The organism is Streptococcus sp. (assembly GCF_030528045.1).
In the GTDB taxonomy this organism is placed as follows: domain Bacteria; phylum Bacillota; class Bacilli; order Lactobacillales; family Streptococcaceae; genus Streptococcus.
In genome coordinates this window covers 38,757-54,255 of sequence record NZ_JAUMZR010000002.1, presented here as the reverse complement: position 1 = coordinate 54,255, position 15,499 = coordinate 38,757, and the positions used below count along the sequence as shown (strand labels likewise).

The 15,499-nt window shown below is 43.8% G+C and carries 14 protein-coding genes; 13 read left to right on the top strand and 1 reads right to left on the bottom strand.

Translation table 11 applies throughout. The features are described from left to right. The first annotated feature begins 83 nt into the window (after positions 1–83). Positions 84–569, top strand: a complete 486-nt coding sequence (locus Q4A91_RS00825) for an LURP-one-related/scramblase family protein (RefSeq protein WP_303204062.1) — start codon at positions 84–86, stop codon at positions 567–569. Positions 570–590: 21 nt separating this feature from the next. Further along, positions 591–3,209: an alanine--tRNA ligase gene (alaS, locus tag Q4A91_RS00820; RefSeq protein WP_303204061.1), complete on the top strand. Its 2,619-nt coding sequence runs from the start codon at positions 591–593 to the stop codon at positions 3,207–3,209. A gap of 87 nt (positions 3,210–3,296) precedes the next feature. Here alaS and Q4A91_RS00815 read toward each other — a convergent pair whose 3' ends face one another. Continuing rightward, the gene (locus Q4A91_RS00815) at positions 3,297–4,745 is read right to left on the bottom strand and encodes an alpha-amylase (protein WP_303204060.1); all 1,449 of its coding nucleotides are present in this window, start codon (positions 4,743–4,745) and stop codon (positions 3,297–3,299) included. 272 nt (positions 4,746–5,017) lie between these two features. On the opposite strand from Q4A91_RS00815, the gene Q4A91_RS00810 reads away from it, so the two are divergent. From Q4A91_RS00810 to Q4A91_RS00760, 11 genes are all read left to right on the top strand, one after another. Further along, complete coding sequence (locus Q4A91_RS00810) at positions 5,018–6,181, top strand: class I SAM-dependent rRNA methyltransferase (RefSeq protein WP_303204059.1); 1,164 nt, start codon at positions 5,018–5,020, stop codon at positions 6,179–6,181. Continuing rightward, positions 6,178–6,855, top strand: coding sequence for a type I 3-dehydroquinate dehydratase (gene aroD, locus Q4A91_RS00805; RefSeq protein WP_303204058.1), 678 nt, complete (start codon positions 6,178–6,180; stop codon positions 6,853–6,855). The genes Q4A91_RS00810 and aroD overlap by 4 nt, the downstream gene beginning before the upstream one ends. After that, on the top strand, positions 6,845–7,699 hold the full coding sequence (locus tag Q4A91_RS00800; protein ID WP_303204057.1) for a shikimate dehydrogenase: 855 nt from the start codon (positions 6,845–6,847) through the stop codon (positions 7,697–7,699). Before aroD ends, Q4A91_RS00800 begins: the two co-directional genes overlap by 11 nt. Positions 7,700–7,717: 18 nt before the next feature. Then, positions 7,718–8,785, top strand: a complete 1,068-nt coding sequence (aroB, locus tag Q4A91_RS00795) for a 3-dehydroquinate synthase (protein ID WP_303204056.1) — start codon at positions 7,718–7,720, stop codon at positions 8,783–8,785. A gap of 9 nt (positions 8,786–8,794) precedes the next feature. Beyond that, positions 8,795–9,961, top strand: coding sequence for a chorismate synthase (gene aroC / locus Q4A91_RS00790; RefSeq protein ID WP_303204055.1), 1,167 nt, complete (start codon positions 8,795–8,797; stop codon positions 9,959–9,961). A gap of 9 nt (positions 9,962–9,970) precedes the next feature. Continuing rightward, on the top strand, positions 9,971–11,074 hold the full coding sequence (locus Q4A91_RS00785; protein ID WP_303204054.1) for a prephenate dehydrogenase: 1,104 nt from the start codon (positions 9,971–9,973) through the stop codon (positions 11,072–11,074). Between the two features lie 10 nt (positions 11,075–11,084). Then, on the top strand, positions 11,085–11,423 hold the full coding sequence (locus tag Q4A91_RS00780; RefSeq protein ID WP_303204053.1) for a YlbF/YmcA family competence regulator: 339 nt from the start codon (positions 11,085–11,087) through the stop codon (positions 11,421–11,423). Positions 11,424–11,513: 90 nt separating this feature from the next. Next, positions 11,514–12,797, top strand: coding sequence for a 3-phosphoshikimate 1-carboxyvinyltransferase (gene aroA, locus Q4A91_RS00775; RefSeq protein ID WP_303204052.1), 1,284 nt, complete (start codon positions 11,514–11,516; stop codon positions 12,795–12,797). Next, positions 12,790–13,266, top strand: a complete 477-nt coding sequence (locus tag Q4A91_RS00770; RefSeq protein ID WP_303204051.1) for a shikimate kinase — start codon at positions 12,790–12,792, stop codon at positions 13,264–13,266. Before aroA ends, Q4A91_RS00770 begins: the two co-directional genes overlap by 8 nt. Next, positions 13,263–14,111: a prephenate dehydratase gene (gene pheA / locus Q4A91_RS00765; protein ID WP_303204050.1), complete on the top strand. Its 849-nt coding sequence runs from the start codon at positions 13,263–13,265 to the stop codon at positions 14,109–14,111. Before Q4A91_RS00770 ends, pheA begins: the two co-directional genes overlap by 4 nt. Then, on the top strand, positions 14,108–15,403 hold the full coding sequence (locus tag Q4A91_RS00760; protein ID WP_303204049.1) for an LCP family protein: 1,296 nt from the start codon (positions 14,108–14,110) through the stop codon (positions 15,401–15,403). Before pheA ends, Q4A91_RS00760 begins: the two co-directional genes overlap by 4 nt. Positions 15,404–15,499 lie beyond the last annotated feature (96 nt).

Genomic DNA, 15,499 nt, shown 5'->3' with positions numbered 1-15,499 from the left:
TGACAAGTTCATTGAATGAAGGTGGTACCGCGGTTTTTCGCCCTTCGTGATATGAGCTTTTCTTTTGATTTTTGGAGGTGTTTATGAAGACATTTCTCGTGAAACAAAAGTTTCGTCTTGGAGGCGAACGCTTCGATATCAAGGATGACAGAGGAGTAGTAAACTATCAGGTGGAGGGTTCTTTCTTCCAAATTCCTAAGACCTTTACCATCTATGACGCCTATGGTGAGCAGGTCAGTGAAATCAGTAAAGAATTTTTCACCTTGCTTCCTCGCTTTACTATTCAGCTACGAAACGGTTCCAATTTCGTTATTCGTAAGAAGTTGACCTTATTTCGAGATAAGTATGAGTTTGATGATTTAGGGCTTCGTATCGAGGGCAATATCTGGGATTTGAATTTCAAATTGCTAGACGATCGTGATCAGCTTGTCGCCGAGATTCGGAAAGAGATTTTCCATTTGACCTCGACTTACACTGTAACTGTCCTTGAGGACTCTTATGCAGATCTGGTCATTTCCCTCTGTGTCGCAATTGACTATGTGGAAATGCTAGAAAGCCAATCAAATTAAACAAGTAAATAAGGAGATATTATGAAACAACTATCTAGTGCTCAAGTTCGCCAAATGTGGCTTGATTTCTGGGCAAGCAAAGGTCACTCTGTAGAACCATCAGTCAGCTTGGTTCCAGTAAACGACCCAACACTTTTGTGGATTAACTCTGGTGTAGCAACGCTTAAGAAATACTTTGACGGAACCATTATCCCTGAAAATCCACGTATTACCAATGCGCAAAAAGCCATCCGTACTAACGACATCGAAAACGTAGGGAAGACTGCGCGTCACCATACCATGTTTGAAATGTTGGGGAACTTCTCTATCGGTGATTACTTCCGTGACGAAGCTATCACTTGGGCTTATGAGCTTTTGACAAGCCCAGAATGGTTTGATTTCCCAGCTGAAAAACTCTACATGACCTACTATCCAGAAGATAAAGATTCTTACAACCGCTGGATTGAAGTAGGAGTGGACCCAAGCCACTTGATCCCAATCGAAGACAACTTCTGGGAAATCGGTGCGGGACCTTCTGGACCAGATACAGAGATTTTCTTTGACCGTGGAGAAGCCTTTGACCCAGAAAATATTGGCATTCGTCTCCTTGCAGAAGATATCGAAAACGACCGTTACATCGAAATCTGGAACATCGTTTTGTCACAATTTAACGCTGATCCTGCTGTTCCTCGTAGCGAGTACAAGGAATTGCCGCACAAGAACATTGATACGGGCGCTGGTTTGGAGCGTTTGGTGGCCGTTATCCAAGGGGCTAAGACGAACTTTGAAACAGACCTCTTCATGCCAATCATCCGTGAAGTTGAGAAATTGTCTGGTAAGGTTTATGACCAAGATGGCGACAACATGAGCTTCAAGGTCATTGCTGACCATATCCGTTCTCTTTCATTTGCTATCGGTGATGGTGCCCTTCCTGGAAATGAAGGTCGTGGTTATGTCCTTCGCCGTCTCCTCCGTCGCGCGTCTATGCACGGTCAAAAATTGGGCATCAACGAGCCTTTCCTTTACAAACTCGTTCCAACTGTTGGAAAAATCATGGAAAGCTACTACCCAGAAGTGCTTGAAAAACGTGACTTTATCGAGAAAATCGTTAAGAGCGAAGAAGAATCATTTGCCCGTACCCTTCATTCAGGTCAACACTTTGCAGAAACCATTGTAGCTGATTTGAAAGCGAAAGGTCAAAACGTTATCGCGGGGCAAGATGTCTTCAAACTCTACGATACTTACGGATTCCCGGTGGAGTTGACAGAAGAAATCGCTGAAGAAGCAGGTATGACTGTCGACCGTGAAGGATTTGAAGCAGCCATGAAAGAGCAGCAAGAACGTGCGCGTGCGTCAGCTGTCAAAGGCGGATCTATGGGCATGCAAAATGAAACCCTACAAAACATCACAGTGGAAAGTGTCTTCAACTACAATGCTAGTCAATTGCCTTCTAAGTTGGTCGCTATCGTGGCTGACAATGCTGAAGTTGAAACTGTTTCAGAAGGAACTGCCTCTCTGATCTTTGCGGAAACACCATTCTACGCTGAAATGGGTGGACAAGTAGCTGACCACGGTCAAATCTTGGATGCTGCAGGGAACCTTGTGGCTACTGTGACAGATGTTCAAAAAGCACCAAATGGCCAGTCACTACATACGGTTGAAGTCTATTCTCCACTTACTTTGAATGCAGAATACACTTTGGCAATTGATACTGACCGTCGCCTTCGTGTCATGAAGAATCACACGGCGACTCACTTGCTCCATGCGGCTCTTCACAATATCCTTGGTGGCCACGCAACTCAAGCAGGTTCACTTAATGAGGTAGAATTCCTCCGCTTTGACTTTACACACTTCCAAGCCGTAACTCCTGAAGAATTGCGTGCCATTGAACAGCAAGTCAACGAAAAAATCTGGGAAGCAATTGCTGTAGAAACTGTTGAGACAGATATTGACACTGCTAAAGAAATGGGAGCGATGGCCCTCTTTGGTGAGAAGTATGGTAAGGAAGTCCGCGTTGTAACCATTGGTGACTACTCAGTGGAACTTTGTGGTGGTACCCACGTTGACAACACTTCTGAGATTGGCCTCTTCAAGATTGTCAAAGAAGAAGGAATCGGATCAGGTACCCGCCGTATCTTGGCAGTAACTGGTAAGGAAGCCTTTGAAGCTTATCGTGAACAAGAAGACGCTTTGAAAGCCGTCGCAGCAACCTTGAAAGCACCTCAACTCAAGGAAGTTCCTCATAAGGTTGAAGGACTTCAAGAGCAACTTCGTCAATTGCAAAAAGAAAATGCAGAATTGAAGGGAAAAGCCGCGGCTGCAGCTGCAGGTGATGTCTTCAAGGATGTGAAGGAAGTCAACGGTCACCGTTACATTGCAAGCCAAGTTTCTGTATCCGACGCAGGTGCCCTTCGCACCTTTGCAGATAACTGGAAACAAAAAGACTACTCTGATGTGCTTGTTCTTGTCGCAGCTATCGGTGACAAAGTCAATGTTCTTGTAGCTAGCAAGACAAAGGATGTGCATGCAGGAAACCTTGTCAAAGAATTGGCTCCAATCATTGATGGACGTGGTGGTGGTAAACCAGACATGGCCATGGCAGGAGGAAGCAACCAAGCGAAAATCCAAGAACTCTTGGATGCAGTAGCAGGTAAATTATAAGACAATAAAGATCTATCCATTTGGGTAGGTCTTTTTGCGCATACAAAAAAGCCAAATCCGGTTGGATTTGACTTGTACCTAATAGGTTTATTTTGCTGCCCAGACACTGACTGAACCTGCTGCTACTGGAAATTCTCCATAACCTTCAGCATTGATTGTAACTTGTACTGGGTGATTTTCAAGGAGGTCAACAAAAGTCTGATCAGCCCATTCTTGACCGACAAACATAGATTTGCTGTTTTCGTGGTCATTTGAGATAAGGACAGCGATTGGGGATTGGTTTTCAGCGCCTGAACGGACCCATCCGATACAGTTGGCATCGTCAAAGTAGTCTGTTTGCTTTCCATAGGCCCTGTCTTTTCGGATGGTTAGGATGCGGTCAAGAACTTCTCTGAAATCTTGTTGAGCATACTGCCCTGAAATCCCATAGTAGTCGCCGTAAAAGACACATGGAAGGCCATTTTGGCGTAATAGAATGAGGGCATAAGCTGCTGGTTTGAACCATTCTTCAACGGTAGACTCAAGAGCCTGACCACGTTGGGTATCGTGGTTGTCGACAAAGGTCACAGCCTTGTCAGGTTTGAGTTCAACCAAGCTATCTGTGAAAATAGTACGAAGGTCATAGTTTGCGCCAGCTTGACTGGCTTCAAAGAGATTCTGGTGGAGACGAACATCGACAAGGTCAAAGCGTTCTTCTATTTTCTCGAGATAGTCTAGATTGGCTTCCTTGTCTGGATTCCAAAATTCTCCGAAAACATAGAAATCGTCACCGTATTTTTCCTTCATATCACGGATGAAATTACCCATAAAGAAGGAGTCGATGTGCTTAACGGCATCCAAGCGGAAACCAGCTACACCAGTCGTTTCCATGAACCAGTCAGCCCAGTCATAGATGTTTTGGATGACTTCAGGGTGTTTAAAGTCCAGGTCAGCATACATGAGGTAGTCGTAGTTACCGTTTTCGTTATCGACCAATTCCTCATTTGCCCAGCCTTTGTTGTCCCCTTGGATCAGATAAATGCCAGACTTACGGCGCTTGGCATCGTAGTCTGTACCTGTGAAGTGGTACCAGTGCCAGTGGAAGTCATTGTAGGTATCTTGGCGACCATCGAAAGTAAAGTGAGTCCAGCCATTGATAGTAAAGGGCTCGCTTAATTGAACGGTACGATCCTCAGGGTCCACTTCAATAACCTGAAAGGATTCCATATGATCGGCAGCAGCCTTGTGATTGAGCACCACATCGGCCATAGGTTGAATTCCCTGTGCCTTTAGGGCTTGAATGGCTTGAAGATAATCTTCTTTAAACCCATACTTGGTACGGACAGTCCCTTTTTGGTGAAATTCGCCTAGGTCAAAAAGATCGTAAACACCATAGCCGACATCTTTTTCGTTAGTCGCCTTGAAGGCAGGTGGCATCCAGACATGGCTGATACCAAGGTTTGCTAGGTGTTCTGCGTCATTTGTCAGTCTAGCCCAGTGTTGGCCGTCGTGAGGCAAATACCATTCAAAGTATTGCATAAGTGTCTGATTTTGCATTGTTTTTCCTCTTGCTTATCAACGTTGTGTTTTATTCTACCATAAAGTTTAGAACTAGGCAAACGTTTTCGCAAGATTCTATACTCATTTCTGAAATTGTCTATTTTTAGCGAATAAAATCTCTATTTCCATCACAAGGGAGAGGATGTTTTGGTGAAAAAGTAAATGGAATAAACTTATTTGAACAAAAATGACACTCAGTAAACTAAAGTACATATGGTTAAACGGTTTCTTTTTTGAGAATTGTCACAAAATTTGCTATAATAGTAACTATGAATAGAATTAGGGTCAGCAGACGCGTTGAAAAAAAGCTAGCTAAGGGTCTAGTTCTTTTGGAAGCAAGTGATTTAACAGATATTGAACTGACGGATCAGGCAGTAGAAGTTCTTAGTCAAGACGGGAAGTTTTTAGGGAGTGCCTATCTTTCTCAACAGAATAAGGGAATCGGTTGGTTCATCAGCAAGGAAAAGGTTCGTTTCAATCAAGCCTTTTTTGAAATCCTGTTTCGTAAGGCCAAGGAAGCTAGAAAGCCTTATTATCAAGATGACTTGACCACTGCCTTTCGCCTTTTTAACCAAGAGGGGGATGGTTTTGGTGGTCTGACTGTTGATCTCTATGGAGATTATGCTGTCTTTTCTTGGTACAACTCCTTTGTTTACCAGATTCGTGAGCTGATCATAAATGCTTTTAAGGAAGTTTTCCCTGAAGTCTTGGGGGCTTATGAAAAGATTCGTTTTAAAGGTCTAGACTACGAGTCTGCCTATGTTTATGGTGAGGAAGCGCCAGATTACTTTACTGTTCTTGAGAATGGCGTTCTCTATCAAGTCTTTATGAATGATGGCTTGATGACAGGGATTTTCCTGGACCAGCATGAGGTTCGTGGAAGTCTGGTTGACGGTCTAGCCATGGGCAAATCCTTGCTCAATATGTTTTCCTATACGGCTGCCTTTTCAGTTGCTGCAGCTATGGGAGGTGCGAGTGAGACGACTTCTGTCGACTTGGCTAAACGATCTAGAGAGCTGTCAGAAGCTCATTTTCAGGCAAATGGACTCAGCACGGACAATCATCGTTTTATCGTCATGGATGTTTTTGAGTACTTCAAGTATGCCAAGCGAAAAGGATTGACCTATGATGTGATTGTGCTTGATCCGCCGAGCTTTGCCCGCAATAAAAAACAAACATTCTCTGTAGCTAAGGACTATCACAAGTTGATTTCCCAGAGTCTAGAGATTTTAAATCCGGGAGGGATTATCATTGCCAGTACCAATGCTGCCAATGTTTCCCGCCAGAAATTTACAGAACAAATTGATAAAGGTTTTGCAGGAAGAAAATATCAGATTTTAAACCAATATGGTCTTCCAGCTGACTTTGCCCATAATAAAAAAGATGAAAGCAGTAATTACCTCAAGGTGATTAGTATGAAGGTTAGTAGATGAAATTAATTGTTTCAGTGATGCCAAGAAGTTTAGAAGAAGCGCAAGAACTGGATGCAACTAGGTATGAAGATGCCGATATCATTGAGTGGCGTGCGGACTTTCTTACAAAGGACGCTATTTTACAGGTGGCACCCGCTATCTTTGAGAAATTTGCAGGACGTGAACTGGTCTTTACCCTTCGGACTCGCGCTGAGGGAGGAGAAATCGAACTTTCCTCAGAAGAGTATGTTCAAATCATCAAGGAAGTTACTCAGCTTTATCAGCCGGATTATGTAGATTTCGAGTATTTCAGCTACAAGGACGTTTTTGAGGAAATGTTGGATTTTCCAAATCTCGTATTGAGCTATCATAATTTCCAGGAGACTCCTGAAAACATGATGGAAATTTTGTCTGAGTTGACCAGTCTCTCTCCGAAAGTGGTCAAGGTATCAGTTATGGCCCATACGGAGCAGGATGTTTTAGACCTGATGAATTACACTCGAGGATTTAAAACACTCAACCCTGAGCAAGAGTATGTGACCATTTCCATGGGGAAAATGGGCAAGGTATCTCGTATCACTTCAGATGTGACAGGTTCAAGTTGGTCATTTGCTAGTCTGGATGAAGCGAGTGCCCCAGGTCAGATTTCGCTATCAAACATGAAGAAAATCAGGGGGATTTTGGATGAAGCTTGATGGCTATACACGTTTAGCTGCAGTTGTTGCCAATCCCATCAAACACTCTATTTCACCCTTCATCCACAATAGGGCCTTTGAGGCGACAGATACCAATGGTGCCTATGTAGCTTGGGAGATTGAAGCGGGTGATTTGGCAGAAACAGTTGCTAATATTCGCCGTTACCAGATGTTTGGGATCAACCTGTCTATGCCGTACAAGGAGCAAGTGATTCCTTATCTGGATGAGTTGAGTGATGAGGCTCGTTTGATTGGGGCGGTTAACACAGTTGTTAATCAAGACGGAACGTTAATTGGATATAATACAGATGGCAAGGGATTCTTTAAGAGCTTGACTTCTTTTACAATTACAGGTAAGAAGATGACACTGCTGGGGGCAGGTGGTGCAGCCAAGTCCATTTTGGCTCAGGCTATTTTGGATGGCGTCAGTCAGATTTCTGTCTTTGTTCGTTCAGTTTCCATGGAAAAAACAAGACCTTATCTAGACAAGTTGCAGGTGCAGACAGGATTTAAAGTGGACTTGTATGCTTTAGAAGATCTTTCTGAACTGCAATCAAGGATTGCCAAGTCGGACTTACTAGTCAATGCGACCAGTGTAGGGATGGATGGCAAATCATCCCCAGTTCCTGAAAGCATAGTCTTATCAGAAACTCTCTTGGTAGCAGATATCATTTACCAACCCTTTGAAACGCCACTTTTGAAATGGGCTAGAAGCCAGGGCAATCCAGCTGTCAACGGCCTGGGGATGTTGCTCTATCAAGCTGCTGAAGCTTTTCAACTGTGGACAGGTAAAGCAATGCCGACAGACGAGATTTGGCAGTCTTTAACAGAAAAATATAAATAGTGAAAAGGAGACCCTCCTATGAAAATCAGAATCGATATTCCGCATCATCCTTATGATATTCAGATTGAGAAAGGTTGTCTAGCTCAGGCTGGTCAATGGTTGCGAGAACTCTGGCAACCACAAAAAGTGGTTATTGTAACCGACAACCATGTAGCTTCTCTCTATGCAGAGAAGGTTAAACTCAGCCTAGAAGATGCTGGTTTTCAGGTAGCTGTTTTTGATTTCTTAGAAGGCGAAGAAAGAAAGAATTTAACCACTGTTCAGAAGGTCTATGAGTTTCTAGTCAAGCAGGGGTTGACTCGTAGCGATGGGATCGTGGCTCTTGGCGGTGGTGTCGTTGGGGACCTAGCTGGTTTCGTAGCCTCTACCTATATGCGAGGCATTCACTTTGTTCAGATTCCGACTAGTTTGACTGCTCAGGTTGATTCTTCTATCGGTGGAAAGACGGGTGTTAATACTCCATTTGCTAAGAATATGGTGGGAACTTTTGCCCAACCAGATGGGGTTCTGATTGACCCGCTGGTCCTTGAAACACTCGGAAAAAGAGAACTGATTGAGGGGATGGGTGAGGTTATCAAGTATGGTTTGATTGAGGATCCAGAACTTTGGGCTCTCTTGACGGAGCTGGATGGTTCTGTAGAGAGCATTCTGGAGCATGCAGAGACTTTGATTGAACATTCTTGTCAGGTGAAGCGTAAGATGGTGGTAGAGGATGAGTTGGACAACGGTGTCCGCCTTTACCTCAATTTTGGTCACACTATTGGTCATGCCCTTGAAGCAACGGCCGGTTATGGCAAAGTCATGCATGGTGAGGCCGTGGCCATGGGGATGGTGCAGATTTCCAAGGTTGCTGAGGAAAAAGGTCTTATGCCAGAAGGAATAACCCAGTCCATTAGAGAGATGTGCCAGAAATTTGGACTACCTGTTGACTATGAAAACTGGGATGTTGACAAGCTTTATCAGGCTTTGAATCATGATAAGAAAGCGCGTGGTAACACCTTGAAATTGGTCTTGGTACCAGAGCTTGGTTCAGCGACCATTCACCCAGTTTCTCTGGAAGAGATGAAAGACTACTTGGTAAAATAAGGAGAACGTATGAGATATTTAACTGCAGGAGAATCACACGGCCCCCGACTGACGGCTATTATTGAAGGAATTCCAGCGGGACTTCCTTTGACAGTAGAGGACATCAATGAGGATCTGAAACGCCGTCAGGGTGGCTACGGTCGTGGTGGTCGTATGAAGATTGAGAGTGACCAGGTTGTCTTTACTTCGGGCGTTCGTCACGGGAAGACGACAGGGGCTCCCATTACCATGGATGTCATCAATAAGGACCACCAAAAATGGCTGGATATCATGTCTGCAGAAGACATCGAAGACCGCCTGAAAAGCAAGCGGAAAATCACTCATCCTCGCCCAGGACATGCCGATTTGGTTGGGGGCATCAAGTACCGTTTTGATGACTTGCGAAATTCCTTGGAGCGATCATCTGCCCGTGAAACCACCATGCGAGTTGCAGTTGGGGCAGTAGCTAAACGTCTCTTAGCTGATCTAGATATGGAGATTGCTAACCATGTCGTGGTCTTTGGTGGCAAGGAAATCAATGTACCTGAAAATCTGACAGTTTCGGAGATTAAGGAACGAGCTGCTCAGTCTGAAGTTTCTATTGTCAATCAAGAACGAGAACAAGAAATCAAGGACTATATTGACCAAATCAAACGTGACGGTGATACCATCGGTGGGGTTGTGGAGACAGTCGTCGGAGGTGTTCCAGTTGGTCTTGGTTCCTATGTCCAATGGGACAGAAAATTGGATGCGCGATTGGCACAAGCAGTTGTTTCTATCAATGCCTTTAAAGGGGTGGAATTTGGTCTTGGATTTGAAGCTGGTTACCGCAAAGGCAGCCAAGTTATGGATGAAATTCTCTGGTCTAAAGAAGACGGCTATACTCGTCGTACCAATAATCTAGGTGGTTTCGAAGGTGGTATGACCAATGGGCAACCCATTGTTGTTCGTGGTGTTATGAAACCCATTCCCACTCTCTATAAACCACTCATGAGTGTGGATATCGAAACCCACGAACCATACAAGGCAACCGTGGAGAGAAGTGATCCGACCGCTCTTCCAGCAGCAGGTGTGGTCATGGAAGCTGTTGTGGCAACGGTTCTGGCACAAGAAATCCTTGAAAAATTCTCATCTGACAATCTAGAGGAATTAAAAGAGGCAGTTGCCAAGCACCGAGACTATACAAAGAACTATTAAGGAGTCCTTATGGCAAAAACCATCTATATAGCAGGTCTTGGTTTGATTGGTGCTTCGATGGCGCTCGGTATCAAGCGCGATCATCCTGATTATGAAATTTTGGGTTATAATCGCAGTCAGGCTTCGAGAGACATTGCCTTGGAGCGGGGGATGATTGACCGTGCGACGGATGATTTTGCCAGTTTCGCTCCTCTAGCAGATGTTATCATTCTGACCTTGCCAATCAAACAGACCATTGCTTTTATTAAGGAGCTGGCAGATTTAGACTTGAAAGAAGGCGTCATTATCTCGGATGCAGGCTCAACTAAGTCAGCCATCGTGGATGCGGCGGAGGAACATTTAGCTGACAAGTCAATTCGTTTTGTCGGGGCTCATCCCATGGCTGGTAGCCACAAGACAGGAGCTGCCTCTGCGGATGTTAATCTCTTTGAAAATGCCTATTATATATTCACACCTTCGAGTCTGACAAGTCTTGGCACGCTTGAGGAAATGAAGGATCTGTTTTCAGGCCTTCATGCTCGTTTTATCGAGATTGATGCCAAGGAGCATGATCGGGTGACTTCTCAGATTAGCCATTTTCCTCATATTCTGGCTTCCAGTCTCATGGAGCAGACAGCAGTTTATGCTCAAGAACATGAGATGGCAAGACGCTTTGCTGCGGGTGGTTTTCGAGATATGACTCGCATTGCGGAAAGCGAGCCAGGTATGTGGACTTCTATTCTATTGTCCAATAGTGAGACTATTCTAGATCGAATTGCGGATTTTAAGGAACGTTTGGAAGCGATTGGACAAGCCATCAGCAAGGGAGATGAAGAGCAAATCTGGAACTTTTTCAACCAAGCACGTGCGCAACGGCAGGCTATGGAAATCCATAAGCGTGGTGGTGTGGACAGTTCTTATGACCTCTATGTCGATGTTCCCGATGAAGAAGATGTTATCTTGCGGATTTTGGAATTACTTCGTGGGACTTCTTTGGTTAATATCCACATCAACGAAGAAAACCGTGAAGATGTTCACGGGATTCTACAAATTTCATTTAAAAATGCTCAAGATTTAGAACGAGCTGAATGCTTAATTACAGAAAATACAGACTATACAGTCGTCATCAAATAAGGAGAAAATCATGTCAAATATTTACGATAGTGCAAATGAACTTAGCCGTGGGTTACGTGAATTACCAGAATACAAGGCAGTTAAGGTAGCCAAAGATGCTATCCAAGCTGATGAACAAGCTAGCAAGATTTTTGCAGACTACCTCGCTTTCCAGCAAGAAATCCAAGTCATGGCGCAAACGGGACAAATGCCAGACGCCTCTTTACAAGAAAAGATGCAGTCTTTCAGCAAACAAATCCAAGAGAACGCTCTTTTGTCAGATTTCTTTGCTAAACAGCAACAATTGTCTATTTACTTGTCAGACATTGAAAAAATTGTCTTTGAACCTGTTTCAGAATTATTGAAATAGTATTTTATCTGTATAAAAGCCAGAAATTTCAGGAATTTCTGGCTTTTTTGTGATAAAATAAGAAAAAGTATTGCAAGTATGAGGTCAACTATGAAACTAAAAACAAACATTCGCCACTTACATGGCAGTATCCGGGTTCCAGGTGACAAGTCTATCAGCCACCGTTCGATTATTTTTGGAAGTTTGGCTGAGGGAGAAACTAAAGTTTATGATATTCTGCGTGGAGAGGATGTACTTTCAACCATGCAGGTTTTTCGTGACCTTGGTGTTGAAATTGAGGACAAAGATGGGATTATTACCATTCAAGGTGTAGGCATGGATGGCTTAAAAGCTCCGCAAAACGCCTTGGATATGGGAAATTCTGGCACCTTGATTCGCCTGATCTCAGGTGTCCTTGCTGGTGCAGACTTCGAAGTAGAGATGTTCGGAGACGACAGTCTTTCTAAACGTCCTATGGATCGTGTGACGATTCCACTGAAAAAAATGGGCGTTAGCATTTCAGGGAAAACTGAGCGAGACCTGCCCCCTCTTCGCTTAAAAGGGACGAAAAATTTAAAACCTATTCACTATGAGTTGCCAATCGCCTCTGCTCAGGTCAAGTCTGCCTTGATATTTGCAGCCTTGCAGGCTCAGGGGGAGTCCGTTATTATCGAGAAAGAATGTACTCGTAACCACACCGAAGATATGCTTCAGCAATTTGGTGGTCATCTAAGTGTAGACGGCAAGAAAATCACAGTTCAAGGACCACAAAAACTGATCGGACAAAAGGTAGTTGTTCCAGGAGATATTTCCAGTGCAGCCTTTTGGTTGGTCGCAGGTTTGATTGTTCCAAACTCTCGTGTGGTGCTGCAGAATGTAGGCATCAATGAAACGCGTACTGGTATTATTGATGTCATTCGTGCCATGGGAGGAAAACTAGAAATAACTGAAATTGATCCAATCGCTAAATCTGCTACCTTAATTGTCGAGTCTTCTGACTTAAAAGGAACAGAGATTGGTGGAGTCTTGATTCCCCGCTTGATTGATGAATTGCCTATTATTGCCCTTCTCGCGACACAAGCGCATGGTGCAACAGTCATTAAGGAGGCTGAAGAACTTAAGGTTAAGGAAACCGACCGCATTCAGGTGGTGGCTGACGCCTTAAATAGCATGGGAGCTAAAATCACACCGACGGCAGATGGGATGATTATCAAAGGGAAATCAGCCCTTCATGGCGCTAGAGTCAATACGTTTGGTGACCATCGAATTGGAATGATGACAGCCATTGCAGCCCTCTTGGTTGCTGATGGAGAAGTGGAACTTGACCGTGCCGAAGCCATCAATACCAGCTATCCTAGCTTCTTTGATGATTTGGAGACTTTGATTCATGGCTAAGGTATTACTCGGATTTATGGGGGCAGGCAAGTCGACAATTGCTAGAGAATTGGCCCCAGACTACATCGATATGGATTCCTTAATCGAGGAACATTTGGGAATGTCCATTGCGAATTTCTTCGCTGAAAAAGGAGAAGTGGCCTTTCGTCAAGTAGAGTCAGAAGTCCTAGCTGACTTACTAAAAACGGACCGAGTTGTGTCAACTGGCGGAGGAGTTGTCATTTCTCAGAGAAATCGTGACTTGCTCAAAACCAATCCTGATAACATCTATCTAAAAGCCGATTTTGAAACCCTCTACCAACGTATCGCAGCCGACAAGGACAATCAGCGCCCACTTTTTCTTAACAAAAGCAAGGAAGAACTGGCAACTATTTTCCAAGAAAGACAAGCTTGGTATGAGGAAGTAGCCAGTCGGGTTTTGGATGTGACCAAGTTAAGCCCAGAGGAAATTATAGAGGAACTGAGATGAAAATTGCCTATCTAGGTCCCAAGGGATCATTTTCGCATCATGTTGTGCAGACAGCCTTTCCCAAAGAGGAATTGCAGGCTTTTGCCAATATAACAGATGTCATCAAGGCCTATGAACAGGGCTTGGTGGACTATTCGGTGGTGCCAGTTGAAAATTCTATTGAGGGTAGCGTTCATGAAAGCTTGGATTATCTTTTTCATCAGGCTCGCATCCAAGCAGTTGCAGAAATCGTTCAGCCCATTCATCAGCAGCTGATGGCGGTTCCCGGTCAGTCAAAAATTGAGAAGATTTTTTCCCATCCTCAGGCTTTGGCTCAGGGAAAGAAATTCATCGATAAACACTATCCAGAGGCTCAAATCGAGGTGACTGCTAGTACCGCCTATGCAGCTCGATTTATTTCAGAACATCCAGATCAGCCTTATGCAGCTATTGCTCCTAAAAGTTCAGCTGAAGAATATGGCTTGGAATTAATTGCAGAGGATATTCAGGAAATGGAAGCCAATTTCACACGTTTTTGGGTGTTAGGGGCAGAGATACCGAAGATTCCTTTGAACTCGCAAGCTGAAAAAATGAGTTTGGCTTTGACCTTACCAGACAACTTACCTGGTGCTCTTTACAAGGCACTTTCGACCTTTGCTTGGAGAGGGATTGACTTAACAAAGATTGAAAGTCGCCCCCTTAAAACAGCCTTAGGAGAATACTTTTTCATTATCGATGTGGACTATAGTGACAAAGAACTGGTTCATTTTGCCAGACAAGAACTAGAGGCCATTGGGATCCAGCACAAGATACTGGGAACCTACCCGATTTTTACCATAACTGATTTAGAAAAGGAGAGTCAATGAGCAAAGAAAATCCTTTAAGTCATCACGAGCAGTTACGTTATGACTATCTCTTCAAAAATATTCATTACCTCAACGACCGTGAAAGGAGGGAGTTTGATTATCTGCAACAAAAAATGGCAGGTCCCAAGTCTGAAGTTCACCATTTCCAACAAGAAGAAAAAGAAGAATCTTGGGGTAGAGATATTGTTCTTCCGACTTATGGCGGTAGAAGCCGGTCTAAGAAACGTGAAAAGGTAGCTCCTCAACCTAAAGTCAAAAAGAAAAAGAGAAGAATTCGCTTCAAACGAATACTGATTTGGTTCCTGCTGTTGATTACTTGTGTGCTTTCAGGGATGATTTTTATGTTTCTTCGAGGGTTCCAGTCAGCAGCCAATCCAACAAATAAGCCAGCTGACGCCAAGGCAGCTCAAGTAGAGGTCTTTAACGGTCAGGATACCAAAGATGGTGTGAATATTTTAGTCATGGGGACAGATGGCCGTATCGGTCAAAATAGTGCAGAAACCCGTACTGACACGATCATGGTACTGAATGTCAGTGGATCGGATAAGAAGATTAAACTAGTCAGCTTTATGCGTGACAACTTAGTTTATATCGACGGATATAGTAAGATTGTAAATGGTCAGAAACAAACGGATAACAAACTAAATGTTGCCTATGAACTTGGGGAACAAGAAGGGCAAAAAGGGGCTGAAATGGTCCGCAAGGTTCTAAAAGACAACTTTGATTTGGATATTAAGTACTATGCCCTAGTTGACTTCCAGGCCTTTGCAACAGCTATTGATACCCTCTTCCCTGACGGAGTAACGATTGATGCTCAATTCTCAACATTGAATGGTCAACCTTTGACAGAAGCCACAGTTGGGGATGACCTTCATGCAACAGAGACAGAATCGCCAACCCAAACCATCAAAGTTGGAAAACAGCAGATGAATGGATCCACCTTGCTGAACTATGCTCGCTTCCGTGATGATGACGAGGGAGACTACGGCCGTACCAAACGTCAGCAACAAGTCATGTCAGCTGTTCTTGAGCAAATCAAAGATCCAACCAAGCTCTTTACGGGATCAGAGGCACTTGGAAAAGTCTTTGGAATGACATCAACAAATCTACCATATAGCTTCTTGTTGACCAATGGCTTATCTGTCCTAGAAGGTGCTCAAAATGGCATTGAAAGACTCACCGTCCCAGAACTTGGTGACTGGGTAGACGCTTATGATATCTATGGTGGACAAGGACTTCTAGTTGATCAAAATAAATACCAGACCAAACTCGCCCAAATGGGAATGAGATAGAATGCTATAAAAAAATCAAAGTTTGATCACTAGTGAAAAAGTGGTTTAGGCTTTGATTTTTCTTAGTATCTGATGGATTTTTAGGGCTTTTTTATG

Excerpts from the sequence above, each read along its gene's own strand:
- Q4A91_RS00785 (WP_303204054.1), top strand. The coding sequence starts at position 9,971 with ATGGCAAAAACCATCTATATAGCAGGTCTTGGTTTGATTGGTGCTTCG.
- aroD (WP_303204058.1), top strand. The coding sequence starts at position 6,178 with ATGAAATTAATTGTTTCAGTGATGCCAAGAAGTTTAGAAGAAGCGCAA.
- Q4A91_RS00780 (WP_303204053.1), top strand. The coding sequence starts at position 11,085 with ATGTCAAATATTTACGATAGTGCAAATGAACTTAGCCGTGGGTTACGT.
- alaS (WP_303204061.1), top strand. The coding sequence starts at position 591 with ATGAAACAACTATCTAGTGCTCAAGTTCGCCAAATGTGGCTTGATTTC.
- aroC (WP_303204055.1), top strand. The coding sequence starts at position 8,795 with ATGAGATATTTAACTGCAGGAGAATCACACGGCCCCCGACTGACGGCT.
- Q4A91_RS00760 (WP_303204049.1), top strand. The coding sequence starts at position 14,108 with ATGAGCAAAGAAAATCCTTTAAGTCATCACGAGCAGTTACGTTATGAC.
- Q4A91_RS00800 (WP_303204057.1), top strand. The coding sequence starts at position 6,845 with ATGAAGCTTGATGGCTATACACGTTTAGCTGCAGTTGTTGCCAATCCC.
- Q4A91_RS00810 (WP_303204059.1), top strand. The coding sequence starts at position 5,018 with ATGAATAGAATTAGGGTCAGCAGACGCGTTGAAAAAAAGCTAGCTAAG.
- aroA (WP_303204052.1), top strand. The coding sequence starts at position 11,514 with ATGAAACTAAAAACAAACATTCGCCACTTACATGGCAGTATCCGGGTT.
- Q4A91_RS00815 (WP_303204060.1), bottom strand. The coding sequence starts at position 4,745 with ATGCAAAATCAGACACTTATGCAATACTTTGAATGGTATTTGCCTCAC.
- Q4A91_RS00770 (WP_303204051.1), top strand. The coding sequence starts at position 12,790 with ATGGCTAAGGTATTACTCGGATTTATGGGGGCAGGCAAGTCGACAATT.
- pheA (WP_303204050.1), top strand. The coding sequence starts at position 13,263 with ATGAAAATTGCCTATCTAGGTCCCAAGGGATCATTTTCGCATCATGTT.
- Q4A91_RS00825 (WP_303204062.1), top strand. The coding sequence starts at position 84 with ATGAAGACATTTCTCGTGAAACAAAAGTTTCGTCTTGGAGGCGAACGC.
- aroB (WP_303204056.1), top strand. The coding sequence starts at position 7,718 with ATGAAAATCAGAATCGATATTCCGCATCATCCTTATGATATTCAGATT.